The 25,084-nt window shown below is 64.1% G+C and carries 27 protein-coding genes; 16 read left to right on the top strand and 11 right to left on the bottom strand.

What is annotated here, in order from left to right; genetic code table 11:
* Nucleotides 1-7 precede the first annotated feature (7 nt).
* Nucleotides 8-391, top strand: coding sequence for a hypothetical protein (locus DBV14_RS16455; RefSeq protein ID WP_124460235.1), 384 nt, complete (start codon nt 8-10; stop codon nt 389-391).
* A 176-nt stretch (nt 392-567) separates the two neighbouring features.
* Here the strand turns inward: DBV14_RS16455 and DBV14_RS16450 are convergent, their stop codons facing one another.
* Entirely contained in the window at nt 568-1,155 is a 588-nt protein-coding gene (locus DBV14_RS16450; RefSeq protein WP_124460234.1) for a recombinase family protein, read from the bottom strand.
* Between the two features lie 262 nt (nt 1,156-1,417).
* Here DBV14_RS16450 and DBV14_RS16445 point away from each other — a divergent pair, with 262 nt between their 5' ends.
* Entirely contained in the window at nt 1,418-1,807 is a 390-nt protein-coding gene (locus DBV14_RS16445) for a hypothetical protein (protein WP_124460233.1), read from the top strand.
* 253 nt (nt 1,808-2,060) lie between these two features.
* Here DBV14_RS16445 and DBV14_RS16440 read toward each other — a convergent pair whose 3' ends face one another.
* On the bottom strand, nt 2,061-3,584 hold the full coding sequence (locus tag DBV14_RS16440; protein ID WP_124460232.1) for a hypothetical protein: 1,524 nt from the start codon (nt 3,582-3,584) through the stop codon (nt 2,061-2,063).
* Between the two features lie 628 nt (nt 3,585-4,212).
* Here DBV14_RS16440 and DBV14_RS16435 point away from each other — a divergent pair.
* The 3 genes from DBV14_RS16435 (at nt 4,213) to DBV14_RS16425 (ending at nt 8,644) form a co-directional block, all read left to right on the top strand.
* Nucleotides 4,213-6,750, top strand: a complete 2,538-nt coding sequence (locus tag DBV14_RS16435) for a class I SAM-dependent DNA methyltransferase (protein ID WP_260397078.1) — start codon at nt 4,213-4,215, stop codon at nt 6,748-6,750.
* 249 nt (nt 6,751-6,999) lie between these two features.
* On the top strand, nt 7,000-7,230 hold the full coding sequence (locus DBV14_RS34215; RefSeq protein WP_369008193.1) for a DUF6538 domain-containing protein: 231 nt from the start codon (nt 7,000-7,002) through the stop codon (nt 7,228-7,230).
* 1,186 nt (nt 7,231-8,416) lie between these two features.
* The gene (locus DBV14_RS16425; protein ID WP_124460230.1) at nt 8,417-8,644 is read left to right on the top strand and encodes a hypothetical protein; all 228 of its coding nucleotides are present in this window, start codon (nt 8,417-8,419) and stop codon (nt 8,642-8,644) included.
* 37 nt (nt 8,645-8,681) lie between these two features.
* Here the strand turns inward: DBV14_RS16425 and DBV14_RS16420 are convergent, their stop codons facing one another.
* Entirely contained in the window at nt 8,682-9,446 is a 765-nt protein-coding gene (locus tag DBV14_RS16420; protein ID WP_124460229.1) for a helix-turn-helix domain-containing protein, read from the bottom strand.
* A 66-nt stretch (nt 9,447-9,512) separates the two neighbouring features.
* Here DBV14_RS16420 and DBV14_RS16415 point away from each other — a divergent pair, with 66 nt between their 5' ends.
* The 3 genes from DBV14_RS16415 to DBV14_RS16405 all read left to right on the top strand — a co-directional run bounded on the left by DBV14_RS16415 (nt 9,513) and on the right by DBV14_RS16405 (nt 11,638).
* A complete protein-coding gene (locus DBV14_RS16415; RefSeq protein ID WP_185546032.1) occupies nt 9,513-10,379 on the top strand; it encodes a sulfite exporter TauE/SafE family protein in 867 nt (288 codons plus the stop codon).
* A gap of 119 nt (nt 10,380-10,498) precedes the next feature.
* A complete protein-coding gene (locus tag DBV14_RS16410; RefSeq protein ID WP_124460228.1) occupies nt 10,499-10,843 on the top strand; it encodes an H-NS family nucleoid-associated regulatory protein in 345 nt (114 codons plus the stop codon).
* A gap of 63 nt (nt 10,844-10,906) precedes the next feature.
* The gene (locus tag DBV14_RS16405) at nt 10,907-11,638 is read left to right on the top strand and encodes a glutathione S-transferase (protein WP_124460227.1); all 732 of its coding nucleotides are present in this window, start codon (nt 10,907-10,909) and stop codon (nt 11,636-11,638) included.
* A 15-nt stretch (nt 11,639-11,653) separates the two neighbouring features.
* On the opposite strand, the gene DBV14_RS16400 is transcribed toward DBV14_RS16405, so the two are convergent.
* Entirely contained in the window at nt 11,654-12,151 is a 498-nt protein-coding gene (locus tag DBV14_RS16400) for a hypothetical protein (RefSeq protein WP_124460226.1), read from the bottom strand.
* A 100-nt stretch (nt 12,152-12,251) separates the two neighbouring features.
* Between DBV14_RS16400 and DBV14_RS16395 the strand changes: the two genes are divergently transcribed.
* Nucleotides 12,252-13,172, top strand: coding sequence for a LysR family transcriptional regulator (locus tag DBV14_RS16395; RefSeq protein ID WP_124460225.1), 921 nt, complete (start codon nt 12,252-12,254; stop codon nt 13,170-13,172).
* Nucleotides 13,169-13,720: an RNA 2'-phosphotransferase gene (locus DBV14_RS16390; protein WP_124460224.1), complete on the top strand. Its 552-nt coding sequence runs from the start codon at nt 13,169-13,171 to the stop codon at nt 13,718-13,720. Before DBV14_RS16395 ends, DBV14_RS16390 begins: the two co-directional genes overlap by 4 nt.
* 7 nt (nt 13,721-13,727) lie before the next feature.
* Here the strand turns inward: DBV14_RS16390 and rsmI are convergent, their stop codons facing one another.
* Complete coding sequence (gene rsmI, locus DBV14_RS16385; RefSeq protein WP_124460223.1) at nt 13,728-14,684, bottom strand: 16S rRNA (cytidine(1402)-2'-O)-methyltransferase; 957 nt, start codon at nt 14,682-14,684, stop codon at nt 13,728-13,730.
* A gap of 44 nt (nt 14,685-14,728) precedes the next feature.
* Here rsmI and DBV14_RS16380 point away from each other — a divergent pair, with 44 nt between their 5' ends.
* The 3 genes from DBV14_RS16380 to DBV14_RS16370 all read left to right on the top strand — a co-directional run bounded on the left by DBV14_RS16380 (nt 14,729) and on the right by DBV14_RS16370 (nt 16,622).
* A complete protein-coding gene (locus DBV14_RS16380; RefSeq protein ID WP_124460222.1) occupies nt 14,729-15,103 on the top strand; it encodes a YraN family protein in 375 nt (124 codons plus the stop codon).
* 86 nt (nt 15,104-15,189) lie between these two features.
* Nucleotides 15,190-15,834, top strand: a complete 645-nt coding sequence (locus DBV14_RS16375; RefSeq protein ID WP_124460221.1) for an SIS domain-containing protein — start codon at nt 15,190-15,192, stop codon at nt 15,832-15,834.
* Nucleotides 15,831-16,622 carry a BON domain-containing protein gene (locus DBV14_RS16370; protein ID WP_124460220.1) on the top strand — a complete coding sequence of 264 codons (792 nt, stop codon included), beginning with the start codon at nt 15,831-15,833 and terminating at the stop codon, nt 16,620-16,622. The genes DBV14_RS16375 and DBV14_RS16370 overlap by 4 nt, the downstream gene beginning before the upstream one ends.
* 163 nt (nt 16,623-16,785) lie before the next feature.
* Here the strand turns inward: DBV14_RS16370 and DBV14_RS16365 are convergent, their stop codons facing one another.
* Nucleotides 16,786-17,694, bottom strand: a complete 909-nt coding sequence (locus tag DBV14_RS16365; RefSeq protein ID WP_124460219.1) for an NAD(P)-dependent oxidoreductase — start codon at nt 17,692-17,694, stop codon at nt 16,786-16,788.
* A gap of 97 nt (nt 17,695-17,791) precedes the next feature.
* Here DBV14_RS16365 and DBV14_RS16360 point away from each other — a divergent pair, with 97 nt between their 5' ends.
* Together DBV14_RS16360 and DBV14_RS16355 are read left to right on the top strand one after the other, a co-directional pair.
* Complete coding sequence (locus DBV14_RS16360) at nt 17,792-18,274, top strand: MerR family transcriptional regulator (protein WP_124460218.1); 483 nt, start codon at nt 17,792-17,794, stop codon at nt 18,272-18,274.
* Between the two features lie 58 nt (nt 18,275-18,332).
* Nucleotides 18,333-19,883: an MFS transporter gene (locus DBV14_RS16355; protein ID WP_124460217.1), complete on the top strand. Its 1,551-nt coding sequence runs from the start codon at nt 18,333-18,335 to the stop codon at nt 19,881-19,883.
* A 24-nt stretch (nt 19,884-19,907) separates the two neighbouring features.
* On the opposite strand, the gene DBV14_RS16350 is transcribed toward DBV14_RS16355, so the two are convergent.
* Both DBV14_RS16350 and DBV14_RS16345 read right to left on the bottom strand, forming a co-directional pair.
* Nucleotides 19,908-21,044 carry a PilT/PilU family type 4a pilus ATPase gene (locus tag DBV14_RS16350; RefSeq protein ID WP_124460216.1) on the bottom strand — a complete coding sequence of 379 codons (1,137 nt, stop codon included), beginning with the start codon at nt 21,042-21,044 and terminating at the stop codon, nt 19,908-19,910.
* A gap of 30 nt (nt 21,045-21,074) precedes the next feature.
* On the bottom strand, nt 21,075-22,118 hold the full coding sequence (locus DBV14_RS16345) for a type IV pilus twitching motility protein PilT (protein ID WP_093247214.1): 1,044 nt from the start codon (nt 22,116-22,118) through the stop codon (nt 21,075-21,077).
* Nucleotides 22,119-22,170: 52 nt separating this feature from the next.
* Between DBV14_RS16345 and DBV14_RS16340 the strand changes: the two genes are divergently transcribed.
* Nucleotides 22,171-22,872 (top strand): YggS family pyridoxal phosphate-dependent enzyme, encoded by a 702-nt coding sequence (locus tag DBV14_RS16340; protein ID WP_124460215.1) that lies wholly within the window; start codon nt 22,171-22,173, stop codon nt 22,870-22,872.
* Nucleotides 22,873-22,884: 12 nt separating this feature from the next.
* On the opposite strand, the gene DBV14_RS16335 is transcribed toward DBV14_RS16340, so the two are convergent.
* The 3 genes from DBV14_RS16335 to DBV14_RS16325 are packed head-to-tail and all read right to left on the bottom strand — an operon-like array spanning nt 22,885 to nt 25,080.
* A complete protein-coding gene (locus DBV14_RS16335; protein ID WP_124460214.1) occupies nt 22,885-23,625 on the bottom strand; it encodes a sulfite exporter TauE/SafE family protein in 741 nt (246 codons plus the stop codon).
* A gap of 10 nt (nt 23,626-23,635) precedes the next feature.
* A complete protein-coding gene (locus tag DBV14_RS16330) occupies nt 23,636-24,226 on the bottom strand; it encodes a malonic semialdehyde reductase (protein ID WP_124460213.1) in 591 nt (196 codons plus the stop codon).
* Nucleotides 24,223-25,080, bottom strand: coding sequence for an alpha/beta hydrolase (locus DBV14_RS16325; protein ID WP_124460212.1), 858 nt, complete (start codon nt 25,078-25,080; stop codon nt 24,223-24,225). Before DBV14_RS16325 ends, DBV14_RS16330 begins: the two co-directional genes overlap by 4 nt.
* Nucleotides 25,081-25,084 lie beyond the last annotated feature (4 nt).

The raw sequence follows: 25,084 nt of genomic DNA, 5'->3' as shown, positions 1-25,084 counted from the left end.
AGGTTGAATGAAACTGCTGGACCGAGTGGCCCTGACTGTGGCTCTTGGGCGTCTTGCTTCGATTTTCGAAGGCCTCACTGCGATGCCAGACAGTGCAACGCTGCGTCGGTCCGGCTTCCGGTGCTTACCCATGCACGGCCAACTCAGGGCGGCACGCTGGATCGGCAGGCTCGCACGGCAGGACAAGAATGAAGTCACACGAGTCCTGCTCAGAGGTGTAAGACAAGCCAACCGCAATCGTCGGACCCCAGCGCTTGAGGCGAGACTTTCGTTACTTGATGCGCTCGCAGCCGAGGGTCTAGCGGTCACCATGGAGGACTGGATGCGGGACGAGTTCGGCGTCAGCATCAGCCAACGCGCCGCCGCTGCGATCCAGGCCCCCTCTGCTTGATCGATTTCGCACAGATCTTGAAAACCGAGGACAAACAGTCACGGGAAGGCCCTTTTTCGCCCGTTTGGCGCATGATCTGGAGAGGTGGGTGCATCCCCGGGGCGAGTAAGTGCTGCGCGCCTCTATCGCTCAATCTGAGGCCTTGGTGCCTGCTCATTTCGCAACGCCTTCACCCTCTAGGCAGTTGGGCCTACCGCATCCCTTATTCGCATGATGGTTTGCCTACTGGTTCCGAATTCCCGGGCGAGTGCTGCGACGGAGTCGCCGGCCTTGACCCGCTGGCGCACTTCTTGGCTCTGAAGCTCCGATAACGAAAACGGACGGCCCAGGGCCTTTCCTTCGGCTTTAGCGCGTGCAAGCCCGGCCTGCGTTCGCTCTACGAGCAGATCACGTTCGAACTCTGCAACGGCTGCTATGACACCCATAGTCATTTTGCCTGCCGGGCTGGTCAGGTCCACGCCGCCCAGCGCCAAGCAGTGCACGCGAACGCCCATCCCGGACAGCCCCTCCACTGTCGCCCGCACATCCATCGCATTCCGCCCTAGGCGATCCAACTTCGTGACCACCAGTACGTCGCCATCCTCCAGTTTGTTGAGCAATTGACAGAAGCCCGCCCGCTCAGCCGCTGCTACGCTCCCCGACACCGTTTCCGCAATAGTTCGTGAGGCGATAACGTTGAAGCCGGCCGCCCCGATCTCCTTTACTTGGTTGTCAGTGGTTTGATCGGCAGTGGAGACGCGGCAGTAAGCGAAAACACGGGACATGACGGGGTGTGATGTTCGTTAAGGGTGTCCGAATCATCTGAGGTGTCCGTAAGTATGTCAAGCTAGATTTTGGACATGCCTGAAGGGGCTGTCCGTATACGGTCGTTTTTGGACTCCACCGTCAGAAAAATGAGACCGACCGTCTACCATCTGGAGGAAGCCGAGTTTTTCACGAGGCGCCCAATTGCGAGTCAGCTTGGAACAAGAGATATCGCCCGCTGTAACTTCGAAAATGCTTGGAGATGCCGGGGAGCATTACGCATTGAGCCAGTTCACCTTTGCGGGAAAGCCGGCGTCGAAGATGCCGGACGGTTGGGCGGGCTATGACCTTGCAGTGGAGTCTGGCTTCGGACTTGTTCGTGTGAGTGTCAAGACCAGGAAAGAGGGCGCGAAGTGGAAGGCTGGCAGCTGGTTCATCTTTGACGAGCGGCTTGAATGTGATTGGCTGGTCTTCCTGTTCTTGCCTATGAAAGGCGGCGTCCGCGCATGGGTGATGCCCTTTGACGTTGCGCGAGAGTTCGGCAATGCGCCCACGGCCAGTCGCAAGGACCCGCATAACCGCGATGTTTCTTTTGCGAAGCTCAATCGTGCGCCGCTTGCGAAATACGAGGGTAACTGGGGGCTCAATCGCGTCGATGCTGCCACGACCTAACAATTTTGGCCCGGGCTTTCTTGCTGCGAGCGCGTCCAACCGCAGCCGAAAGTTGGAAAGGGAAGGTCGGCGGAATTCCGTGATGGCTAGGGCGGCGAGGGGGTAGAGGGGGCTCCCTGCAATGATTTGGAGGAGGAGTCCTCCTGCACAAATCTATTTCATTTTTTCGCCGCTAGGTACAGTGTCGGCCGATGCAATTTTCACCGGCCAGTGGGTCCTGTGGCCCTCGACTTCTTGATGCCCATCTGTATTGCTAAACCTGCTTCCAAGGCTCGGCCAACCCTGCCATCCGATCGCCTTTCGCCAAGGCAACGACAGATCCATCGTCAATGCCTAAAAGGCCAGGTGACGTAGTCGGTACGGGGAGCATGCTCTGGGTTAAGCGAAAAAAGACCAAGGCATCTCCGTGCAATGCATCCGCTGCGGCATCAAGCACTACCTCTCCTAGTCGCGACATGTGGTTTGGTTCGCCGGGCCGATATTCATTGGCATCATGGACCTCCACAACCCACACGAATTTCGGCAACTCTGCTGTCCGGTATATCACCCGTGCCCCATCGTCGAGCTCAGCGCATCCTTTAGCCCATTCCCGAAATGCGTGCCGAGTACAGAGATAAGTACGAGTGACTAGTGGCGGAAGTTGAATGTTGCCTTGGAGTGGGGCTGCGACAAATGCGGGAAGCCAAAAATCCAATGCCACAATGGCTTGCGGTAAAGCCTCGGCAGCTGACATAAAAACACCGTCCGGAAGCGGCACCATCAAGCACACAGTTTGATCGAGCGCGTAATCGGTCGTGCCCGCCGCTGCAGTCCTGGGCAAGTGCAGGTATGGCCCTTGATTATCGTTATGGATGATTAGTCCGGTCGGATTCGTGCCTTGATGCGGCGCGGGCGTTAAGCCAATCCCGACGACGACGTGTCCGCCAGTATTAGGGTTCATCAGTAAAGTCACAACCGGCAAACCAGACTCGATGTATGGCTGCGCTTTTTCGATGACTACTGCTGGATCTGCCGGGGCCGGTGGGGCAGAAATAGAAATAACCAAAGGATCATGACTTGTGGACCGGATGGCCTCAAGCATTTGGGCGACAGTTAAGCCTTGTCGGCCTGGGAAAACTCTGTTTAGCGCTGTATATTTAGTCGCAGCAACCGTAAGTTCGGCAGGAGAGTATGCGGAATTTCCTGCTCTTCGGCGCAAAGTTCTTAGCGCCATCCAGATGCTCGCTTGGGCACATGCACCCACCGCGTTGTCCTGTTGAAGGTATGGCGTTCCTTGCACCTCAAAGGATGCGCCGGCTATATGCACTGGAAAATTATCTTTGCATATCGCCGGTGCTTGAGGCGTATCTACGACGATAGTGGCTCCGACGGGAGCATGTCGCAGCGGTCGTAAAGTGGTGAAGCCAAGATAGCAGTCGGCTTGCGCTGCCGCGGCGTCAATGTAGTTGAGTACCACTTGGGCCGGGTCTGCGCCGGCGGTCGCTATGGGCGCAGGGCAGCTAAACGCATGAACCCTAACGCAAACCCGAGGCACTGCGCGCTGTTGCTTCGAGTAGAAGGCATCATGCTCTTCTATGAAATCAGGATCGCGGACTCCTTGCTGTATCAGCAGGGACTGCGCGCCAGCGTTAATGAGATGTTGTAGGAGAGCTGACCATTGCTGAATAGCAGGCTTAGCGAGCGCAGTGGCAATGAGGCCCGATGCGTCACCGAGTAGAACTTCAGGAGCGGCTAGATCAGCAGGACTGAACGAAACAATGCGATAACGGAGGGGCATAGCCCCATTGTTACAGATGTCTCGCCTATTAGCCCAAATGTAGTGCGAGTACGTCGGCGGGCACTGAGCGCTCTGCGCGACGCGCTTCAAGTACATCGTCGATGACTTGTGCAGTCAGCTCGTTGCCCATTCGGCCGGCGAGTGCTGGCGGGATTTCCACTGCTCGACCAACATGCTCACTCGCGAGACGCACGACGGTGCGGAGGTCTTCAGTCAGGCCTTGTACGCCGGCCATCTTGAGCGATAGCACTAGTGACATGTCGAGGACTCCATTTTTGGAAAAAGCCTTAGATTATAGCACGAAAAATCAGCTTAGGCATTGCCTAGCTCTTCAAGTGGACGGTAGCACACGCTCATCGTGCGTGCAATAGGCCATTACGGACGTTTTTCATGAAAAAAGCTGTTCGTGCATACAGCTCCCGTGACCGTCTGCTTGGACCAGGCTCGTTAAGCCCCACCTTCCTGCATGGGCGTAGCTTGTACTCCCCCGGATTCGGGAAAGCGTATGAACGACTCCGAAGCCACCAACGTTCGAGGGTGACTGATTTTTTGTCGTGCCTTCCAAATCACAAGATACATTGGAAGGTTTGGGCACGATTCGCCCGACCGGCTCACAGATTTCACAAAGATGGCAACGAAAAAATACAAGGCCCTTGTCTCGGCGCCCGCCGAGAGCGAGGTGGATGCTTATCACTTCATCCGCGCAACACTAAAGGAACTGGGGTGGAGCCTTCGCAATCCCTCGCGTTACAGCGAGGGACAAGTGTGGACGCAGAACCAATGCTTCGAGCATCCCCTGTTGAAGGAGGCTCTGAACTTGCTCCGCCCCGAGAACATTGTGAAGCTCAGCGAAACCAAGGTTTGGGTGATTGAGGCCAAAAGTACCAAGCCCCTTCTTGCCAAAGCGTTGAGAGAGGCAGAAGAAGATTATGCGAAGGCGATCAATAAAAAAACTAAAGGCATAAAGGCAGTCCTGATTAGCGGCGTCGCGGGTAATGACGGCGCAGGGTATGACGTGCGATCTAAATTGCTCGTTAAAGGAAAATTCGAAACGGTCACCATCAACGGCATTGAGGCCACCGGCCTTCTTGATCCAGCCACTGTCGATGCGCTGCTTGAGAGTGGAAACCCAAACATCGCGGACTATCAGGTTAACGAGTCTCTTTTCCTCAAAACAGCCGAGCAAATTAATGCGACGCTGCATAATGGTGGGATTAACAAGAATGATCGATCACGAGTGATGGCCGCGTTGCTGCTGGCACTTGTAGAGACTTCATCGCTTGATTTGGACGTTGAGCTGCCAGTGCTTATTGGGGATATCAATAATCGCACCGACTCAGCACTGCGGCGGCACGGAAAGCGTGAGTTTCACCCTTTCGTGCGAATCGAGTCACCTACCAATTCAGACAGCCATGTCAAATATAAGGCTGCAATTGTTCGGACGATTCAGCAGCTCCAAAATCTCAATATCAAATCCGCGATGAATTCGGGCACGGATGTGTTGGGGAAGTTCTACGAAGTATTCCTTCGATACGGAAATGGCGCAAAGGAAATAGGGATTGTACTTACTCCGAGGCACGTAACTCGATTTGCTGTTGACACAATTGGCGTGTCGGCGAATGACATTGTTTTTGATCCGGCATGTGGGACTGGCGGATTTCTGGTGGCGGCCTTTGACCATGTGCGTGAGCGTACCAAAGGCGCCAGACTGGATAAATTCAAACGTTTTGGCCTGTTCGGAATCGAGCAAGAGTCCGCTATAGCCGCGCTCGCGATTGTCAATATGATCTTTCGCGGAGACGGGAAGAACAACATTGTTGAAGCTAATAGCTTTAGCAAATTTTTAGCCCGCGACACGGTCGAGGGACACGCCACAGCGCGGTATGTAAAGGAGCCAGTAAGGTCGGGGGACGAGCCGGTTACTCGCGTATTCATGAATCCGCCTTTTGCGTTGAAGAAGTCTGACGAGCATGAGTGGAAATTCGTGGAAGCTGCCCTCAAGTCGATGGCTGATGGAGGCTTATTACTGGCGATCGTCCCAATGTCAGTCGTTTCAGAAGGTGGCAGCGCAGGTGCTTGGCGACGACCATTGCTGGCAAGCCATACTGTAGTGTCGGTGGTAAGCCTGCCGGAAGAATTGTTTTATCCTGTGTCCGTCCAGAGCGTTGCGATTGTCCTTCGAAAGGGCATCCCACATGATTTACAGGTGCCTGTGATGTGGGCCAGAGTTACCAACGATGGTTACCGGAAATCGAAGGGTAAGCGCTATCCGATTCCCGGCACCAACGACTTAGACATACTGCAGCCAAAACTTCGTGCGTTTATTTCTGACCCACGCTTGGCAGTGCCGAGCGAACCCGAACGCCTTAAAGTCGCGCCAATTGACTTTTCAGATCCAATTCTTGAACTGTCGCCGGAGGCGTACTTAGATAGTTCAATTCCATCGAATGCAGAGCTCAAGCTTCGCCTTGATCGGCAGGTGCGTGACAATATTGCGGCTTTCGTTGCTCTAGATCTTCGCAGTGACAGCATAGGCGAAAAGGCAATCATTAGCCGTGCAACTGCCTCAACTACTGCCTCTTTCACATTTCCAACCTCTCGCGCCAAGTTTAGAGAGTTCGCTCTCGGCGACCTCTTTAATCTTTATGCCGGCACGTATCACAATTTGAATGAGCTAGACGAGGGGACTGTTCCGGTAGCTTCGTGTGCAGATGGGAATAATGGGATTGCCGGCAACTTCGACGTGCAGGCCTCGAACAAGTATTCGCACGCGATGACCATCGCATTTAACGGTAGCCCTCTTACTGCAAAGCTGCATCCTTATGAATTTGGTGCAAAGGACGATGTCGCTGTCGCTGTGCCAAATAATGTAGAGGACACTCCGCTTCCTCCGGAAGCCTTGATCTTCATACAGGCGCAGATCAATTCCGAACGCTGGCGATTTTCCTACTACCGCAAGTGCTTTCGAGCGAAGCTTGGACGAACTACCGTAGAGCTACCGTGTTTAAAAAATGGCAGCTTGGATGTCGCATACATGGTTAATGCCGTGCGCGCCCAACCTTTCTGGTGGTTTTTGGGCCCAAGACTGACCCCTTGGGCGACGATGATCCCTGCGCCTGAAGTCGCTAGGACCGCCTCTGTTGGCGAAGAGGCTGAGATCGATTGACGGCGTTTCCCTGAAGGGGTGGCTTGGAATACGTACACCAGTTTGGTACACTATGCGCGTTCGATTTCAGAAAAAACCTAATCAAATCAACGGGCTAGCAAGGCTGTGAGCGTGTCGGTGGTTCGATTCCGCCCCAGGCCACCAAATCAAAAGCCCTTGATCCTTCCCGGATCAAGGGCTTTTTCGCTTCTGGGACGGCTTTGCTGTCCACCGGGCTGCCCGGACAGGTGCGCCGTCGCCCCTCGCTTCATGGACCCGCCGGCCGTTCGGCGGCTCGTCGCCGGCTTCCCCATGGCTCAGCCATTCCAATCGACAACGGACATCTATCCGTGGCGCCGCACGGTGCCAGCTGCGTTGCGCACCGCACTGAGCCGTGAGCACAAGAGATCGCTCAAGACGTGTGATTCATCCGAAGCAAAGGTGAGATCTGCCAAGCAGTGGACGGACATCGAACGATGCCGTTGCGCTTGCTCGGACTGAGCCCCAGAAGCTCGAAGCGCCAGGAGACTGCGTTCAAGGGGCACGCGAAGCCCAGGCACGGGTCGATGGATGAAGGGAGATCAATACGTCGTACGCAAGCGGCCAAGGACCCTTCACAGGCGTTGGATGAGGGCATCGCGAGGAGCAGAGGTGGCGCTGTTCTGCATGCGCATCAGAACGTGGTCACGCGGGCGCATTGTGAAGCGCCACGACACGGCCTCACAGCCCCCGCAGGGCTCGCGCAGCTGTGGCCGAGCACCATGCCCACAAGGGCAACGTCACCACGCGTACGGCCCTGCAGTGCTCACTGATGCTCTACCAACAGCACACACGGCGCACCTTGTGCCGATGACGATGCAGGCCGTCCAAGTCCTGCAAGACATCCCTCCACTGATCGAGCCTGCGAGCAGATCTTCCGCCGCATGGCGAAGCGCCAAGAGAAGACGCGCTGCATGCGCGGCAACACGCTCAAAAGGGCGTTGCACACGCTCGACCAAGACGTGAAGGACGAAGCTCCAGAGATGGCTTCCGAGTCACCGCACACACGTCTGTTCGAGACATCACACAAACACAAGAAACGTGTGAAGGATATGGCCTCTCTCTCTCCCATGTGCCACCCATCCCGCGACCGGATTCCAAGCCCATTCACTCGCCCAAAGAGACATCGCGAAGCGCCCGTCACCCCAACCTCACCCCGCACTTCTTATCTACTTATTTCTCTTATTAAAGATAGTAGTAGTAGATAAGGGTAAACCCGCGCTGTGGATAGCGTCGTTTTTTCCTTACGGGACAACGACTTGTCGTGCCTCTGCTGCTGTGCGTACCTGCGCTTTTCGACTGCTCCCGAAAATGGAACAACATTCACGAAGTTGTTTCCTCTGTGGACAACATCACACTTGTGCCGAAACTGTCCCCAGAGTTGTCGACTGTGTGGACAAGTTCGACCAAGCCGAACGCCCTCCGAGTGCCTCGGCGCGTTCGGGTAAAGTCGGGGCTCCCCTTCGCCGCGTTTCCGCAGCAGGCGGGACCCTAGATTCGTCGGTACTCTTGTCGGTACTGTTCCGCGTTGAACTTGCAAGAGCTCGACATCCATGCGGCCCGTGACCGGTATTTGCATTCCTGGCGACGCACCACATACCAAACCGGAACCTCTCGAAGGCTTCCGGTTTTTTTCCTTTGCCCACCCATGACGGAGTTGACTGATCTGGACGAGGCCAGCCTCGCAGCGCATGCCGCCGAATGGCGTCGCCGAGCCTTGCGCGGCGAGAAGCAGGCGCGCGGGATTGCGCATGCCCTCGAAACCGAAATGCGGCGGCGCACCGGGGACTCGATCCTCCCCACGCAGGGCGCCGACCTCGACACCCGCCCCCTGGCGTTGCGCCAGGTCAAGCGCCCCTGGTGGAAGTTCTGGTGAGCAGCAGCAGCAGGCTCGCGGCCTGCCGCGCGCGGTTCTACGACATTGCGAAATGCGAGGGCGGCCGCCCCAGCGTCTTGCGGAACATCGTCGAGAACGCCCCCGGGCTGTCGTAGCCCAGGTCCAGCGCGACGACGGTCACGGTCTGCCCCTCGGCGAGCCGCGACAGCGCGATCAGCACGCAGGCGCGTTGCCGCCACTTGCCGAAGGCCATGCCCACCTCGAGGCTGAAGCGGCGGCTGAAGGTGCGCTCGCTGACGTTCAGCCGCGCGGCCCACATCGCCGGCGTCACATGGATGTCGGGTTGCCGAAGAAACGCCACGCAAAGTGCCGCAAGATCCGGCGCGCGGGGCAGGGGCACATGCAGCGGCAGTGCCTGCGCGCGCGCCACTTCGTGCAGCACGAGGCGCATCAGCGCACCGTCGCGTCCCTGGCGCTCGTAGACGGCCGGCAACTCGATCGCTTCCATCAGTAACTGGCGCAGCAGCGGCGACACGTTCAGCACCTCGCACTGATCGCCTTTGCGCGGTGCGGCACGCGGCTCGATGTACAGGCTGCGCGTGCTCACGCCCAGCATGCGCACGCGATGCGGCTTGCCGGCCGGAATCCACACGCCGCGTTGCGGCGGCACCACCCAGGCGCCGTCGTCGGTGCCCACCTCCATCACGCCCGTCGCGCCATAGAGCAGTTGCGCGCGCCGGTGGCTGTGCGTGTGCAGCAGCGTGTCCGACGGATAGTCGGTGCCGATGGCCAGCACCGGCCGGTCGACGGCATCCACGGAATCGAGCGAAATGTTGCGCATGATGGGCCGAAGTCGATTGGCTGAAATGAAAACATTATTGGCCTGCATGCGCAAGCAAGCCAATCGATGCAAATCTATCGTTGCAGCTTCTTCAATGCCTTCAGGAGGCGCTTCGTGTCGCTCTATTTCGTGCTCGCCGGCTTCGGTTGCCTGGCGGGCGTCACCACCGTGCTGTTCGGCTTCGGCGGCGGGTTCGTGGTGGTTCCCTTGCTCTACCGGGCGTTGATCGCGGCACATGGCGCCGACAGCGCCGTGGGCCAGTCCGCCATGCACATCGCCGTCGCCACCTCGACCTGCGTGATGATCGTCGGCGCGCTGCTCGCCACGCGGCGGCATCAGCGCGCGGGCACATTGGACTGGGCGCAGATCCGTCCGCTGCTCGGCTTCATCGGCATCGGTGCCATCGTGGGCGCCGCGGCAGCCGTCGCGGCCGACGGTGAATGGGTTCGCTGGGCATTCGTCGCATACCTCGGCGCGACGATCCTCGACTGCCTGCTTCGTCCCGGCTTCCTGACGCGTGCCGCACCGGCCATGGTGCGCCCGTCGTCTCGCGCTGCCACCGCATCCGGCAGCCTTGCCATCGGCTTCATCGCGGCGTTCCTGGGCGTGGGCGGCAGCGTCATGACGGTGCCGTTGATGCGCCGCCGCGGCATCGACATGACGCGCGCGACGGCCATGGCCAACCCGCTGTCGCTGCCCGTGGCGCTCGCCGGCACCGCGACCTACATGGCGCTGGCCTGGCGCTCCACGGCTTCGCTGGAAGGGTGGCACATCGGCTATGTGGACGTGCCCGCGTTCGGCGCGCTGGTCGTGGGTTCGCTGGTCGGCATTCGCGCCGCCGCGCCGCTCATCGGCCGTCTTCCGGACCGCGTGCACACCTGGGTCTACCTGGCGTTGCTGCTCGCCGTGCTGGCCGGCATGGCGCTGCGCTGATCGGCTCAAGCCGAAGATGTCAGGTTGGTAACAATATGCACGCCTTCGTTAATCATTGCCGACAAAGGGCCTGTCGTGTGTATAAGCAGCGCTAGCCCTCTAACGACAATGACTCAAGCATGACAAAGACTTACCTCCAGGTACAAAAGCAGATCGCCCAACTCCAGAAAGAAGCGGACACGCTGAGAAAGAAGGAAGCGGCCGGCGTGCTGGCCCGTATCAAGGAAGCGATTGCGGTGTACGGCTTCACGGCCGAGGAATTGGGAGTGGGCGTGCGCAAGACCAGGGCTGCGGCAGCTCCGGCCGCCAAGCGCAAGGGTGCGAAGAAGGCGGGCGCGAAGGCCGCGTCGGCGCCCCGCTTCAAGGATGACCAGGGCAACGTGTGGGGTGGCCGTGGTCCGCGCCCGGCGTGGTTCAAGGCCGCGCTCGAAAGCGGCAAGACGCCCGCGGACCTCGCCGCGTAGTCGAAAGCCGACGCTTCGGCCAGATCGGTTGCGGGGCCTCGCGGGTCCTGCCACCATGGCCGAATGCTTTCCTACCAGCTCCATTACTGGCCCACCATCCAGGGCCGCGGTGAATTCGTGCGCCTCGCGCTCGAGGCGGCCGGCGCCGACTATGTCGATGTCGCGCGCCTGCCCGCGTCCAGCGGCGGCGGCGAATCGGCACTGGGCCGCCGGCTCGACGACCCCAACAACGCGCGCCCCGCCTTCGCGCCGCCGTTCCTCGTCGATGGCGACATCGTGGTGGGGCAGACCGCCGCCATCCTGCTGTACCTCGGGCCGCGGCTCGGCCTGTCGGGTGTTGGAGAGTCCGACGGGCTGTGGACCCATCAGCTGCAGCTGACCATTGCCGACGTGGTGGCCGAAGCGCACGACACGCACCATCCCATCTCGACCGGCGCCTACTACGAAGACCAGCGCGACGCGGCCATGCAGCGCGCGCGGGCCTTCCGTGAAGAGCGCATACCGAAGTTCCTGAACTGGTTCGAGCAGGTGCTGCAGCGCAACCCCGCGGGCGACCTGCACCTGGTCGGCGACACGCTCACGTATGCCGATCTTTCTCTGTTCCAGCTGGTGGACGGCCTGCACTACGCATTCCCCAAGGCCACGGCACGGGCACTGGCCGCGACGCCGGCGGTCGGGAAGTTGCACGCCAACGTCAGGCGCCGCCAGCGCGTGCACGACTACCTGCAGAGCCCGCGCCGCATCGCGTTCAACGAAGACGGGATCTTCCGGCGCTATGCAGAGCTGGATGGCTAGCACTTCGGGCGCCGTTCAGTTGACCAGCGCCGCCGCGTCCTTCCAGGCTGGCAGCAGCACCAGTCCAGCCTCCGTCACCGGCTTGCGCTGCGGGCCGAACAGGTAGCGGTTCGGCACGATGCCTTTCAGATGGCCCAGCACATCGCTGCGGTCGTCGATGAAGTGCGTGATGCCCAACTCGCGGCAATGGTCGGCCTTCTGCGGGCGTTGCAGGCAGAAGCGCAGGTTGGCGGGCGCCATGCCCGTGCGTTCGAAGAAGCGGTGGTGCAGCAGCCATGCACGGCTCTTGGCCTGCACGCTCGGGCCGCACTTCGAGACCAGCCAGACACGGCCTTCGAACCTGTCGACCAGCGGCGCGACGGCATCGAACATGCCTTCGTAGGGCGGCGTGTCGAGCGCATCGGCCATCGAGCCCCCGATGAATGCAGTGTCCCCGCCGTTGGCGCCTTCGGCCGCGATCAGCACGCGGCCGATGTCGATGCCGAGCCGGGGAATGTTTTTGGTGTTTTCCATTTCTTGCTCCTTGTTTGTGTGTTCAAGCAGGCGAATCGTAGAAACGAAGCTCATCACCAGGAACTACTGATATTGGATGTGCTATCCATAAAATGGATAGATGAACATTCCCCGCACCAACCTCGACGCGCTGCAGTCGTTTGCCGTGTTCGCCGACACGCTGAACTTCAGCGAGTCGGCGCGCCTGCTGCACATCAGCCAGCCGGCGCTGCATGCAAAGGTGCGCAAGCTCTCCGAGCAACTCGATGCCAAGCTCTATCTGCGGGTCGGCAGCGCGCTGGAGCTCACCCGCACGGGCGAGCAGGTGGCACGGCACGCGCGCGAACTGCTCGCGCTGAACCGCAACTTCGTCAAGGGCATGGAGGCGGGCAGCGACAGGCCAGCGGTCACGCTGGCGGCGGGCGAGGGCGCGTATCTGTACCTGCTGGGCAAGGCGCTGTCGCAGTTCTCCGGCTCCGGTGCCTCGCCGCACCTGCAGTTGCTCACGCGCAACCGCGACGAGTCGATCCAGGCGGTGCGGGCCGGCCAGGCGCAGCTGGGCATCGCGCCGCTCGGCGCGGTGCCATCAGATCTGCATGCCGTGCGTCTGACGACGGTGGGGCAGGTGCTGGTCGTGCCGCGGGCGCATGCGTTGGCTTCGCGCAAGTCGGTGCGGCTGCGAGACCTGAAAGGCGCGCAACTGATCGTGCCGCCGGCTGGCAAACCGCATCGCGAACTGTTGGGCCGGCTGCTGCAGGCCGAGTCGGTGCCGTGGCAGCCGTCGCTCGAAGCCAATGGCTGGGAGCTGATGCTGCGCTTCGCCCAGCTGGGTTTTGGCCTTGCCGTGGTCAACGCGTGCTGCCGCATGCCCAAAGGGCTGGTGGCGGTTCCGTTGCAGGGCTATCCACCGCTCGAATACCACGTGTTCCGTTCGGCCGACAGGCCGCCGGCGGCCCATGTGCAGCGGCTGATGGACGCCCTGCTCGCGGAGGGCGATCACTGGCAGGCCGCCCTGCGGCCGGCTGGAAGGAAGGCACCATGAACCCCGAAGACGCGAGCAAGTTCATCGCCTACGTGCTGCGGCATGCGCCCGAATCCATCGGCCTGGCACTTGATGCGGAGGGCTGGGCCGACATCGATGCGCTGGTGGCGGGCGCCGTCGCCAGCGGCCGCGGCCTGACCCGCCCGGACGTCGTGCACGCGACGGTGTCGGGCGCGAAGAAGCGCTACGAGCTGTCGGGCGATGGGCAACGCATTCGCGCGCTGCAGGGTCATTCCACGCCGCAGGTTCAACGCAGCTTCGAGCCGGTGGTGCCTCCCGTGCGGCTCTTTCATGGCACGGCAACGCGCTTTCTCGAAGCCATCCGCTCGCAAGGCCTGTTGCCCGGCACGCGGCAGCACGTGCACCTGTCGGCCGACGAGGCCACTGCCGTGCAGGTGGGGCAACGCCATGGCAAGGCGCATGTGCTGTGGGTGGATGCGGGCCGCATGCATGCGATGGGCCACGCGTTCCATCGCGCGGAGAACGGTGTCTGGCTGACGCAGGCCGTGCCGCCGGAGTTCCTGTCCGAGCCCGGCGGGGCGGCGTAGCGCCGGGTTACTCGCCGTCGGTGTCCGGCGTGTCGTTGCGGATGCGCAAGGCCGTTTCGTAGAGGGCGTTGCGCGGCGATCCGCTGATCTCCGCCGCGAGCCGCACCGCCGTCTTCACGGGCAACTCGGCCAGCAGCAGGCGCAGCACGCGTTCGCCTTCCGCGCCGCCATCGCCGGCCACCGCCACGGGATGCAGCACGAGCGCGAATTCGCCGCGCGTGCGGTCGCGGTCGGCCGCGAACCAGTCGGGCAGGGCGCTGGCGGCCACGGTCGCAATCTCTTCGAACTGCTTGGTGAGCTCGCGGCCCACGGTGATGCGGCGTTCGCCCAGCGCCGCGAGTGCGCGTGCCAGGCTTTCGATGCGGTGCGGTGCCTCCAGCAGCACCACGGCGCGCGGCTCCTGCAGCAGCGCCTGCACGGCCGTGTCGCGCTCGCCGGCCTTGCTCGGCAGGAAGCCCGCGAAGACGAAGGCGCTGCTGGCGTTGCCGTCGCCGCCATCGGCCACCAGCCCGGCGGCGCCGATCAGCGTGGTGACGCTGCTGGCGCCCGGCAGCGGCAGCACGCGCTGGCCCGCCGCGCGCACGGCGGCCACCAGCCGCGCGCCGGGATCGCTCACGCCGGGCGTGCCGGCGTCGCTGACGTAGGCAATGCGCTCGCCTTGCGACAGCCGCGCCACCACGGACTGCGCGGCTTCGGCCTCGTTGTGCTGGTGCACCGCCAGCAGCCGGGCGCCCGGTCGGTCGATGCCGTAGGCGCGCAGCAGGCTCTGCGTGTGGCGCGTGTCTTCGCAGGCGATCACGTCCACCAGCTGCAGCACGTGCAGCGCGCGCAGCGTGATGTCGGCCAGGTTGCCGATGGGCGTGGCCACCACGTACAGCGTGGCCTGCGGATAATGCTGCGCACCCGCGGCGTCATGCGCGGCCGCGAGGGCGGCGCCGAAAGAAGCGGGTGCGAGTGAAGCCAATGGGTTTCTCCGAAAAAACAGACAACAAGAAGACGGCAGGGAGCATGAAGACCACCACAACGAAGCATCGTGGCGATGCGGCGGAAGACGCCGCGCTCGACCATCTGAGCCACGCCGGCCTGGTGCTGGTCGCGCGCAATTATCGAACGCCGGGCCGCGGGGGCGGCGAGATCGACCTGATCATGCGCGATCCGCGTGGCCCTGATGGCGGCACGCTGGTGTTCGTCGAGGTGCGCCAGCGCAGCACCGGCACGCACGGCGGCGCGGGCGGCAGCATCACCGGGCTGAAGCAGCGGCGCATCGTGTTCGCCGCGCGGCACTACCTGGGCCGGCTGCGCACCGAGCCGCCCTGCCGTTTCGACGTGGTGCTGGTCGAGGAGAAAATCACCTGGTTGCAAGCTGCCTTCGACGCCGGCTGACCCGCTGCATGCGGGAACTGAAGCGTTGCTGAAGGCTCCACAACTCACACGTCTTGTTTCACAACCCCCAGTTATCATCCCGCCACATGCTCGAGCAACGTATTCAGCAGCACTTCATCGACAGTGCCGACCTCAAATACCAGACCGGACCGGTCCTCAGCAAACCCATCTCCCAAGCAATGCAGGCCATCCTGGCCTGCGTGACCAGCGGTGGCAAGGTGTTGGCCTGCGGCGCCGGTGTGTCGGGTCTGCTGGCGGCGCAGTTCGCCGCGCAGTTCGTCGGCCGCTTCGAACGCGAGCGGCCCGAGCTGGGCGCCATCGCGCTGCCCGGCGACACCACCGACCCGAATGCCGACAGCGCGGGCGCCATCGATGCCGACCGCTTTGCCCGCCAGGTGCGCGCGCTGGGCCAGGCCGGCGACGTGCTGCTCGCGCTGAGCGCCAGCGGCCAGTCGGCGGCGGTGCTGGCGGCCGTGATGGCCGCGCATGAGCGCGACATGACCGTGGTCGCATTGCTCGGCAACGCCGTCTCGGGGCCGCCTTCGGCACCGGGCGCGGGCAGCAGCGGCACCGGCGGCGTCATCGGCCGCGCGCTGCGCGAAACCGATGTCCAGATCAGCGTCCCGCACGAGCGTGCGGCGCGCATTCACGAAGTCCACCTGCTCGCGCTGCATTGCCTGTGCGACGGTGTGGACGCCCAGCTACTCGGAGAACAGGAAATTTCCTCATGACCATGACGACGACACCGATCCAGCGTTTCGCCATTGCACTCACCATGGGTGCCGCACTGGTCGCCGGGCTTTCCGCCTGCGTGCCGCTCGTGGTGGGCGGTGCCGCGGTGGGCGTGGGCCTGCTGGCCACCGACCGCCGCAGCTCGGGCGCCCAGCTCGACGACCAGGGCATCGAACTGCGTGCCGCCGCCCGCGTGCGCGACATGGCCAACGACCAGATGTACGTCAGCGTGACCAGCTACAACCGCCAGGTGCTGCTGACCGGCGCCGTGGGCAGCGACGCCGACCGCCGCCGTGTCGAAGAAACCGTGCTGCGCGTGGACAACGTGCGCTCGGTGGTCAACGAACTCACCATCGGCACGCCCAGCACCTTCCAGGACCGCTCGAACGACCTCTACATCACCGGCAAGGTCAAGGCCTCGCTGCTCGATGCCAAGGACATCTTCGCCAACTCCTTCAAGGTCGTGACCGAGCGCGGCGTGGTCTACATCATGGGCATCGCCACCCGCCGCGAGACCGACCGCGCCAGCGAAATCACGCGCAGCGTGGGCGGTGTCCAGAAGGTCGTGCGCGTGGTGGAGATCGTCAGCGAATCCGACCTCGCCAGCCAGGCCCAGCCCGGCGGCAACAGCGCCCCCGTGACCTCCTCCGCCCCCGCCACTCCGGCCCCGCCGCAAACCATTCCGGCATCGTCGTCGCGCGTCCCGCTTCCGCCGATGGCGCCCCTGCCATCTGGCGGCGCCCCGACCCAGCCTGCCGGCAGCGCAACGACAACCCCCGTCCGTTAATCGATAGCGGACCACGAATCACGGCCGGCGCAGCCCGGCCCCTTCGTGAAACACCGCGGAACCGGCTCTGCCGGGCCGCGGGTGTTGCCCCGGTAGGGGGTTGGCGTAGCGACACGAAGTGCGCAAAGCCTGGGGGCGAGCCCTACTTCGCTGGGGGCGAGCCTTACTTCAGTCTGGTGATGAGGCTGGAGGTATCCCAGCGCTGGCCACCGGCCTGCTGCACGTCGGCATAGAACTGGTCGACCAGCGCCGTCACAGGCACTCGTGCGCCATTGCGCTTGGCCTCGTCGAGCACCAGGCCCAGGTCCTTGCGCATCCAGTCGACCGCAAAGCCGTAGTCGAACTTGCCTTCGATCATGGTCTTGCCGCGGTTTTCCATCTGCCAGCTCTGGGCCGCGCCCTTGCTGATGACGCCCAGCACCGCATTCATGTCGAGGCCCGCGCGCTGGCCGAAGGCAATGGCCTCAGACAGGCCCTGCACCAGGCCCGCGATCGCGATCTGGTTCACCATCTTCGCGAGTTGGCCGGCGCCGCTCTCGCCCAGCAGGGTGACGGCACGTGCAAACGCGGCCGCCACCGGCTGGATGCGCTCGAACACCGCCGCCTCGCCGCCGCACATCACCGTCAGCGCGCCGTTCTGCGCGCCAGCCTGGCCACCGGACACCGGCGCGTCGATGAAGTGCAGGCCCTGCGCCCGCGCTGCCTTCGACAGTTCGCGCGCCACGTCGGCCGAGGCGGTCGTGTGGTCGACCAGCACTGCGTCCTTCTGCATGCCGGCGAAGGCGCCGTCGTCGCCCAGCACCACCGAGCGCAGGTCGTCGTCGTTGCCGACGCAGCAGAACACGATGGTGGCGCCCGCCGCCGCTTCGCGCGGGGTGGCGGCGTGGCGGCCCGGCGGGCCGAACTCGGCGGCCCAGGCCTGCGCCTTGGCCGGGGTGCGGTTGTAGACCGTCACGCGGTGGCCGGCCTTGGCCAGGTGGCCGGCCATGGGCCCGCCCATGACGCCGAGGCCGAGAAAGGCCACCGTCTGCGCGGGGATGGATTCGTAGGTTCGGGTGTTGATGCTGCTCATGGAGCAAGAGCTTAAAGCCATTCGGCGACAGGCGGCTACAGGTGCGATGGCCCAAACCTGTACGTGAACGTACAGGTTTGGGTAGAATGGCTTCGTCATGACCGAAACCAGCCCCGCAAAAACCATCACCGTGCGCGATGCCGCCGCGCGGCTCAAGGTCACGCCGCGCACGCTCAAGTACTACGAAGAACTGGGCATCGTGGTGCCGGTGCGCAGCGAAGGCGGCTACCGCCTGTACGAGCCGGCCGACCTGGCCAGGCTGGGCCGCGTGCTGCGCATGCGCTCGCTGGGTTTCTCGCTCGCGGCCATCACCGCGATGCTGCAGCAGCCCATGGAAGTGCCGGCCGAAGGCGGGCGCCCGAGGCTGTCCAACGCTTCGCTGAAGTCGCTGCGCGACACGCTCGGCGAACAGCTCGCCGCGCTCGACGAGCGCGTGGCCCAGGTCCGCCGCGAACTCAAAGAGGCCGCCGCGCTGCAGGCGCAGTTGCGCCGCGACCTCGACTACGTCGAGCGCCGCCTGGCTGGCGAGCCGGTGGAAGAGGCGCTCGAGCAACGCCGCCGGGAGCGGCCGGCAGCATGAGCGCCGCCCGGCCGCCCTTAGGCGCTCGCGCCGCAGTGCGCAGCACGGAGGCTGCCGAATGACCTCGCCGGCCCTGGGCTGGCGTCCGCGCGGCATTGCCGCGGCGGCGCTGCTGCCCTGGGCTATCGGCCTCGTCACGGCCATCGACTATTTCGACAACGCCCTGTTCGCCTTCTTCGCGAGCTACATCGCCGGTGGTGTCAGTGCCTCGCCCGACGAACTGGTATGGGCCTCGAGCGCCTATGCGCTGGGCGCCGTGCTCGGCATCCTGCACCAGCATGCGTGGGTCGAGCGGCTGGGCTACCGGCGCTACCTGGCGATCTGCATGTTCGCCTTCGCGGCCGGCGGCGTGGGCGCGGCGCTGTGCGACAGCTCGACGCAGCTCACGCTTGCGCGCGCGGTGCAGGGCTACTTCGTCGGCCCGATGCTCGGCGCCTGCCGCATCCTGATCCAGATCGGCATTCCGCCGGCACGGCGTGCCAAGGCGCTGAAGGCCTTCATGGTGCTGATCGTCTTCAGTGGCGCCATGGCGCCGATCGCGGGCGCCTTTGTCGTCACCCACTTCGATTGGCGCTGGCTGTTCGCGAGCACCGCGCCGGCCGCTGCGCTGATCGGCCTGCTGGTGCTCTGGACCCTGCCCGACATCGGCGACGTCGAGCCGCACGAGCGCACCGAGCCGCACTACCTGGCCTTCCTCGTGTTCGCGCTGGCGCAGGCAGCGCTGCAGGTGGTGCTGACGCGCTCGCACTTCGAGCTGTTCGGCGGCTCGCCGGCCTTGATCGGCCTGACGATCGCGGGCATGGCGGGGCTCGCATGGTTCGGCTGGCAGCAATGGCAACACCCGGCGCCGCTGGTGCGGCTGCACGCGCTGCGCAGTGCCTCGTTTCGCGTGGGGCTGGCGCTGTACGTCGTCTACTACTACCTGTCGACGGGCTTCAGCTACCTGCTGCCGCGGCTGATGGAAGGCGGGCTCGGCTTCACCGTCGGCAACACCGGCTACTTCACCGGCGCGATGTCGCTGGCGACCGGCCTGCTGGTGTTCGCCTACTTGCGCTACTCGGGGCGGCTCACGCGCAAGAAGTGGCTCATCGTCATGGGCTTCGGCATTGCGGCGTTGGCGGCGTGGCTGCTGTCGCGGCTCACGCCGCAGGCGGGGCGCGAAGCCCTGCTGCTGCCGCTGTTGCTGCGCGGGCTGCTGATGCTGTTCGTCGTGCTGCCGGTGGCCAACCTCACCTTCAAGCCCTTCGCGGCCGAAGAGTTCGCGCACGGCTACCGGCTCAAGAACCTGGTGCGGCAACTCGCTATTTCATTCGCAACGTCGAGCGTGATCGCGCTGCAGCAGCACCGGTTGGCGCTGCACGAAGTGCGGCTGAGCGAGTCGGCCAACCCCGCCAACACCAGCTTCATGCAGGCGCTGGAGTCGCTCACCCACGGCTTCGCGGCAGCCGGGCATTCGGCGGGCGAGGCGCATGCCATGGCGCTCGGCACGCTGTGGCGCACGCTGGAGCAGCAGGCCACGTTCATGGCCTCGCTCGACGGGTTCACCGCAATGGCGGTGATTGCGCTGGCCGCCGGCGTCTTCGCTGCGTGGCAGCGAAAGATCGACTAGGGCGGACCAGCCGGCGCGGTCCGTTCAGACGATCGCGAAGTGCTCGGTGCCCGCCGCCAGATCGGTGCTGCGCGCACGCTGGCTGTTGAGCTTGATCTGCAGGCGCAGGTCGTTGGCCGAGTCGGCGTTGCGGATCGCGTCGTCGAAGCTGATCGAGTGGCTCTCGAACAAATCGAACAGCGCCTGGTCGAAGGTCTGCATGCCCAGGTTGCGGCTCTTGCGCATGATCTCCTTGATCTCGCCCACTTCGCCCTTGAAGATCAGGTCGGCAATCAGCGGCGTGTTCAGCAGCACCTCGACCGCGGCCACGCGGCCCTGGCCGTCTTCGGTGGGCACCAGCCGCTGCGACACCAGCGAGCGCAGGTTCAGCGACAGGTCCATCAGCAGTTGCGCGCGGCGCTCTTCGGGGAAGAAGTTGATGATGCGGTCGAGCGCCTGGTTGGCGCTGTTGGCGTGCAGCGTGGCCATGCACAGGTGGCCGGTCTCGGCGAAGGCCACCGCGTGCTCCATGGTTTCGCGGTCGCGAATTTCGCCCATCAAAATCACGTCGGGCGCCTGGCGCAGCGTGTTCTTGAGCGCGGCTTCCCAGCTGTCGGTGTCGATGCCCACTTCGCGCTGCGTCACCACGCAGTTCTTGTGCGGGTGCACGAACTCGACCGGGTCTTCCACCGTCACGATGTGGCCGTAGGAGTTTTCATTGCGCCAGTCGATCATGGCGGCCAGCGTGGTCGACTTGCCCGAGCCCGTGGCGCCCACCAAAATGGTCAGGCCGCGCTTGGTCATCGACACGTCTTTCAGCACCTGCGGCATGCCCAGGCCGTCGATGGTCGGCAGCTTGGCGGGAATGGTCCGCAGCACCATGCCGACCTTGCCCTGCTGCACGAAGGCGTTGACCCGGAAGCGCCCCACGCCGGTCGGCGAGATTGCGAAGTTGCATTCCTTGGTGCGCTCGAACTCGGCCGTCTGGCGGTCGTTCATGACCGAGCGCGTCAGCGCCAGCGTGTGCTGCGCGCCCAGCGCCTGCTGCGACACCTTGGTGACCTTGCCATCGACCTTGATGGCCGGCGGAAAGTCGGCGGTGATGAACAGGTCGCTGCCGTTGCGGCTCACCATGAGCTTGAGCAGGTCGTTGATGAACTGGCTGGCTTGATCGCGTTCCATGATGTCGTTGCTCCGAAGGGCTGTAGTGGATCAGCCAGGGAAATTCTCGGGGATCTTGGCCTTGCCGCGGGCCTCTGCAGCAGAGATGGTATTGCGGCGCACCAGGTCCGTCAGGTTCTGGTCGAGCGTCTGCATGCCCGAGCCCTGGCCGGTCTGGATGGTGGAGTACATCTGCGCCACCTTGGCCTCGCGGATCAGGTTGCGGATGGCCGGCGTGCCCAGCATGATCTCGTGCGCCGCCACGCGGCCCTGGCCGTCCTTGGTCTTGCACAGCGTCTGCGAGATCACCGCCTGCAGCGACTCCGACAGCATCGCGCGGATCATTTCCTTTTCTTCGCCCGGGAACACGTCGATGATCCGGTCGATGGTCTTGGCGGCCGATGAGGTGTGCAGCGTGCCGAACACCAGGTGGCCCGTTTCGGCCGCGGTCATGGCCAGCCGGATGGTTTCAAGGTCGCGCAACTCGCCCACCAGAATGGCGTCCGGGTCTTCGCGCAGGGCGGAGCGCAGCGCGTTCGAGAACGACAGCGTCATGGGGCCCACTTCGCGCTGGTTGATCAGGCACTTCTTCGACTCGTGCACGAACTCGATCGGGTCTTCCACCGTGAGGATGTGGCCGTACTCGTTTTCGTTGAGGTAGTTGACCATCGCGGCCAGCGTGGTCGACTTGCCCGAGCCCGTGGGGCCGGTCACCAGCACCAGGCCGCGCGGCTTGAGCGCCAGTTCGCCGAAAATCTTCGGTGCGTTCAGTTGCTCCAGCGTGAGGATCTTCGAAGGAATGGTCCGGAACACCGCGGCCGCGCCACGGGCCTGGTTGAAGGCGTTCACGCGGAAGCGCGCGAGGCCGTCGATCTCGAACGAGAAGTCGACCTCAAGAAACTCTTCGTAGTGCTTGCGGTGCGTGTCGCTCATGATGTCGTACACCATCGCGTGCACGCCCTTGTGGTCGAGCGCATCGACGTTGATGCGGCGCACGTCGCCGTTCACGCGGATCATGGGGGGCAGGCCGGCCGACAGGTGCAGGTCGGAGGCTTTGTTCTTGACGCTGAACGCCAGCAATTGGGTAATGTCCACGGGGCTCCTCGGCTCGAGTTCGGTGACGTTTTGATACGATTTTTGGACGATTATGACGATGATTGGCGACGATCTCCAGCAAGTAAGGAACCGGATTGCGCAGGCGTGTGTAACGGCCGGGCGCGACGCGGCCGGGGTCCGGCTGCTGGCGGTGTCCAAGACCTTCGGCGCCGACGCGGTGCGCGAAGCGCATGCGGCGGGGCAGTCGGCCTTCGGCGAGAACTATGTGCAGGAAGGGCTCGACAAGATCGAGGTCCTTGCCGACCTGCGCGCCACCCTCGAGTGGCACTGCATCGGCCCTCTGCAGAGCAACAAGACGCGGCCCGTGGCGGAACACTTCGACTGGGTGCACAGCATCGACCGGCTGAAGATCGCCGAGCGCCTGTCGGCCCAGCGCCCGGCCAACCTGCCGCCGCTGAATGTATGCCTTCAGGTTAATGTGGACGGCGGCGCCAACAAGTCCGGCGTGACGCCCGACGAGGCCCTGGCATTGGCGCAGGCTGTGGCTGCCTTGCCACAGCTGCGGCTGCGCGGGCTCATGGCGATCCCCGAGCCGGCGCCCGATTTCGCGGCGCAGCGCGAATTGTTCCTGCGGGCGCATGCGCTCTTCGAGTCGATCCGCAAGGCCGGCATCGAGCTCGACACCTTGTCGCTGGGCATGAGCGCCGACCTTGAAGCGGCGATCAGCGCGGGCAGCACGATGGTGCGGGTGGGCACGGCCATCTTCGGCGGGCGGGCGCGCAAGCCGGCCTGAGTCCCCCGCGCTTCAGCGCAGGAAGAACAGCCCGCTCATCGTCAGGCCGGTGGCCACGATGCCGCGCCGCAGCCAAGCCACGGGCAGGCGCCGCGCAATGCGTGCCCCCGCATAGCCGCCAAGCAGCGCGGCGCCCATCATGACCGAGGCCTCGCGCCATGCGATGAGGCCGCCCCAGGCATAGAGCGACACCGCGATCAGCGTGAGCAGCGCCGACACCTGGTTCTTCAGCCCGTTCATCGCGTGCAGGTTCTTCTGGCCCAGCAGGCCGAACAGGGCCAGCAGCAGGATGCCCAGGCCGCCGTTGAAGTAGCCGCCGTAGGCCGTGACCGCGAACACGCCAAGCATGGCCGGCACGGGGCGCGCGGCCTCCGGCTTCTTCGGCATGGCCAGGCGCGGCCCGGCCATGAACAGGAAGGTCGCCAGCAGCAACAGCCACGGCACCACGCGGCGGAAGGTGGCATCGGGTGTCAGCAACAGCAGCACGGCGCCGGTGCTGCCGCCCAGCAGGCACAGCAGGCCGAGCGTCAGGGCCGACAGGCCGGGCGGCGGCGCGGTGTCGGCGCGAAAACCCCAGGCGCCCGCGATGTAGCCGGGCAGCAGCGCCAGCGTGCCGGTGGCATTGGCGCTGACCGCCGGGATGCCGGTGAGCACCAGTGCCGGCAAGGTCAGGAAGCTGCCGCCGCCGGCCACCGCGTTCAGCGCACCGGCGACGAAGGCCGCGACGACCAGCAGCGTCGTGTCGAAAAGCATGGCGCGGACCTCAGGCGAAACCGCAGGCTTCGTCGAACGACAGGCGCGAGTGGCGCCCGAACAGCATGGCCGGGTCGCCGTGGCCCAGGTTGCACAGGAAGTTGGTCTGCACCGTGGTGCCGGCCCAGAAGGCCTTGTCGAGCGCCTGTGCATCGAAGCCCGACATCGGCCCGCAGTCGAGCCCGATCGCGCGCGCCGCAAGGATGAAGTAGCCGGCCTGCAGGCTCGCGTTGCGGAATGCGGTGAGTGCCGCATGGGCTTCCTTGCCGGGCCCGGAGAAGTTGTCCTGCATGGCCGGGTTGTGCGGAAACAGGCGCGGCAGCTCGCGGTGGAAAGCCGTATCGAAGCCGATGATGGCCGTGACGGGCGCCGTCATCGTCTTCTCGACATTGCCGGGCGACAGCAGCGGGCGCAGCCGCTCGCGGCCCTCGTCGGTGCGCACGAACAGCACGCGCATCGGCGAGCAGTTGGCCGAGGTCGGGCCCCACTTCACCAGCTCGTAGACCTGGCGCAGCTGCGCCTCGCTCACGGGGCGCGGCAGCCAGCCGTTGTGGGACCGGGCCTGCCGGAAAAGGATGTCGAGGGCGCTGTCGGAAATCATGAAAAAGAAGAAGCGGAGGTGGTCGTGTCGAAGGACTGCATCAGGCGCAGCGCGGCCACGGCGATGGCGCCATCGGGCCGGGTCAGTGCGTCCAGGATCGTGAAGTGGTCGAGGCCGGGGCAGGCGACGTGGCCCGCATGAACGGAGCGCCAGCTTTCGCGGATGGCGTCGAACTGCGCGTGAAAGCCCGGGTTCTCGTCGCCGCCGAGTGCGGTGTGCAGCGGTGCCGCGGTGAGCGGCTTCAGCAACGCGGGGCTCAGTGCCGGCACGCTGCGCGGCGTGAAGCCCGTGGCCTCCACCACCGAAGGCACCTGCAGCAAAGGGCGCAGGTCGTACAGCGCGCTCACGCACACCGCGGCGGCAACGCAGGGCTCGGTGGCCAGCAGCATCGCCGCCAGGTGGCCTCCGGCCGAATGTCCACATGCGAACAGCCGGTCGGCGGGCGCGTCCCACTCTGCGTGATGCACGGCAAGCCATGCCGCCGCGCGGCGCACTTGCGCGACGATGGTTTCCACGTCCACCGCGGGGCACAGCGCGTAGTTGACCACCGCCACCGCATAGCCGGCCGCGGTGAACGGCGGCGCGACGTGGGAGGCATCGGACTTGTCGAGCGAGCGCCAGTAGCCGCCGTGGATGTACATCAGCGTGCCGCGCGGGCGCCCGGCGGGCAGGAACAGGTCGAGCCTTTCCATCGCATGCGGGCCGTAGGCAATGTCGAGCCGGCAGGGCGCGCTGTTGCGTACCGCGGCCGACGCGCGCGCCCAGCCATCGAAGATGCGCTGGTAGTGCGGAATGGCAAGGCGCGCGTTGTACAGCCGCTCGCCTTCCGGCAGCGGCGTGGCGTCGGTGGCCATGTAT

Source organism: Variovorax sp. KBW07, from assembly GCF_003852515.1.
Classification (GTDB): Bacteria; Pseudomonadota; Gammaproteobacteria; order Burkholderiales; family Burkholderiaceae_C; genus Variovorax.
This window is presented reverse-complemented; position numbering and strand designations above follow the sequence as displayed.

What these genes read in the sequence shown, in the direction of transcription:
- DBV14_RS16455 (WP_124460235.1), top strand. Translation starts at nt 8, where the DNA reads ATGAAACTGCTGGACCGAGTGGCCCTGACTGTGGCTCTTGGGCGTCTT.
- DBV14_RS16450 (WP_124460234.1), bottom strand. Translation starts at nt 1,155, where the DNA reads ATGTCCCGTGTTTTCGCTTACTGCCGCGTCTCCACTGCCGATCAAACC.
- DBV14_RS16440 (WP_124460232.1), bottom strand. Translation starts at nt 3,584, where the DNA reads ATGCCCCTCCGTTATCGCATTGTTTCGTTCAGTCCTGCTGATCTAGCC.
- DBV14_RS16435 (WP_260397078.1), top strand. Translation starts at nt 4,213, where the DNA reads ATGGCAACGAAAAAATACAAGGCCCTTGTCTCGGCGCCCGCCGAGAGC.
- DBV14_RS34215 (WP_369008193.1), top strand. Translation starts at nt 7,000, where the DNA reads ATGGACCCGCCGGCCGTTCGGCGGCTCGTCGCCGGCTTCCCCATGGCT.
- DBV14_RS16425 (WP_124460230.1), top strand. Translation starts at nt 8,417, where the DNA reads ATGACGGAGTTGACTGATCTGGACGAGGCCAGCCTCGCAGCGCATGCC.
- DBV14_RS16420 (WP_124460229.1), bottom strand. Translation starts at nt 9,446, where the DNA reads ATGCGCAACATTTCGCTCGATTCCGTGGATGCCGTCGACCGGCCGGTG.
- DBV14_RS16415 (WP_185546032.1), top strand. Translation starts at nt 9,513, where the DNA reads ATGCAAATCTATCGTTGCAGCTTCTTCAATGCCTTCAGGAGGCGCTTC.
- DBV14_RS16410 (WP_124460228.1), top strand. Translation starts at nt 10,499, where the DNA reads ATGACAAAGACTTACCTCCAGGTACAAAAGCAGATCGCCCAACTCCAG.
- DBV14_RS16405 (WP_124460227.1), top strand. Translation starts at nt 10,907, where the DNA reads ATGCTTTCCTACCAGCTCCATTACTGGCCCACCATCCAGGGCCGCGGT.
- DBV14_RS16400 (WP_124460226.1), bottom strand. Translation starts at nt 12,151, where the DNA reads ATGGAAAACACCAAAAACATTCCCCGGCTCGGCATCGACATCGGCCGC.
- DBV14_RS16395 (WP_124460225.1), top strand. Translation starts at nt 12,252, where the DNA reads ATGAACATTCCCCGCACCAACCTCGACGCGCTGCAGTCGTTTGCCGTG.
- DBV14_RS16390 (WP_124460224.1), top strand. Translation starts at nt 13,169, where the DNA reads ATGAACCCCGAAGACGCGAGCAAGTTCATCGCCTACGTGCTGCGGCAT.
- DBV14_RS16380 (WP_124460222.1), top strand. Translation starts at nt 14,729, where the DNA reads ATGAAGACCACCACAACGAAGCATCGTGGCGATGCGGCGGAAGACGCC.
- DBV14_RS16375 (WP_124460221.1), top strand. Translation starts at nt 15,190, where the DNA reads ATGCTCGAGCAACGTATTCAGCAGCACTTCATCGACAGTGCCGACCTC.
- DBV14_RS16370 (WP_124460220.1), top strand. Translation starts at nt 15,831, where the DNA reads ATGACCATGACGACGACACCGATCCAGCGTTTCGCCATTGCACTCACC.
- DBV14_RS16365 (WP_124460219.1), bottom strand. Translation starts at nt 17,694, where the DNA reads ATGAGCAGCATCAACACCCGAACCTACGAATCCATCCCCGCGCAGACG.
- DBV14_RS16360 (WP_124460218.1), top strand. Translation starts at nt 17,792, where the DNA reads ATGACCGAAACCAGCCCCGCAAAAACCATCACCGTGCGCGATGCCGCC.
- DBV14_RS16355 (WP_124460217.1), top strand. Translation starts at nt 18,333, where the DNA reads ATGACCTCGCCGGCCCTGGGCTGGCGTCCGCGCGGCATTGCCGCGGCG.
- DBV14_RS16350 (WP_124460216.1), bottom strand. Translation starts at nt 21,044, where the DNA reads ATGGAACGCGATCAAGCCAGCCAGTTCATCAACGACCTGCTCAAGCTC.
- DBV14_RS16340 (WP_124460215.1), top strand. Translation starts at nt 22,171, where the DNA reads ATGACGATGATTGGCGACGATCTCCAGCAAGTAAGGAACCGGATTGCG.
- DBV14_RS16335 (WP_124460214.1), bottom strand. Translation starts at nt 23,625, where the DNA reads ATGCTTTTCGACACGACGCTGCTGGTCGTCGCGGCCTTCGTCGCCGGT.
- DBV14_RS16330 (WP_124460213.1), bottom strand. Translation starts at nt 24,226, where the DNA reads ATGATTTCCGACAGCGCCCTCGACATCCTTTTCCGGCAGGCCCGGTCC.
- DBV14_RS16325 (WP_124460212.1), bottom strand. Translation starts at nt 25,080, where the DNA reads ATGGCCACCGACGCCACGCCGCTGCCGGAAGGCGAGCGGCTGTACAAC.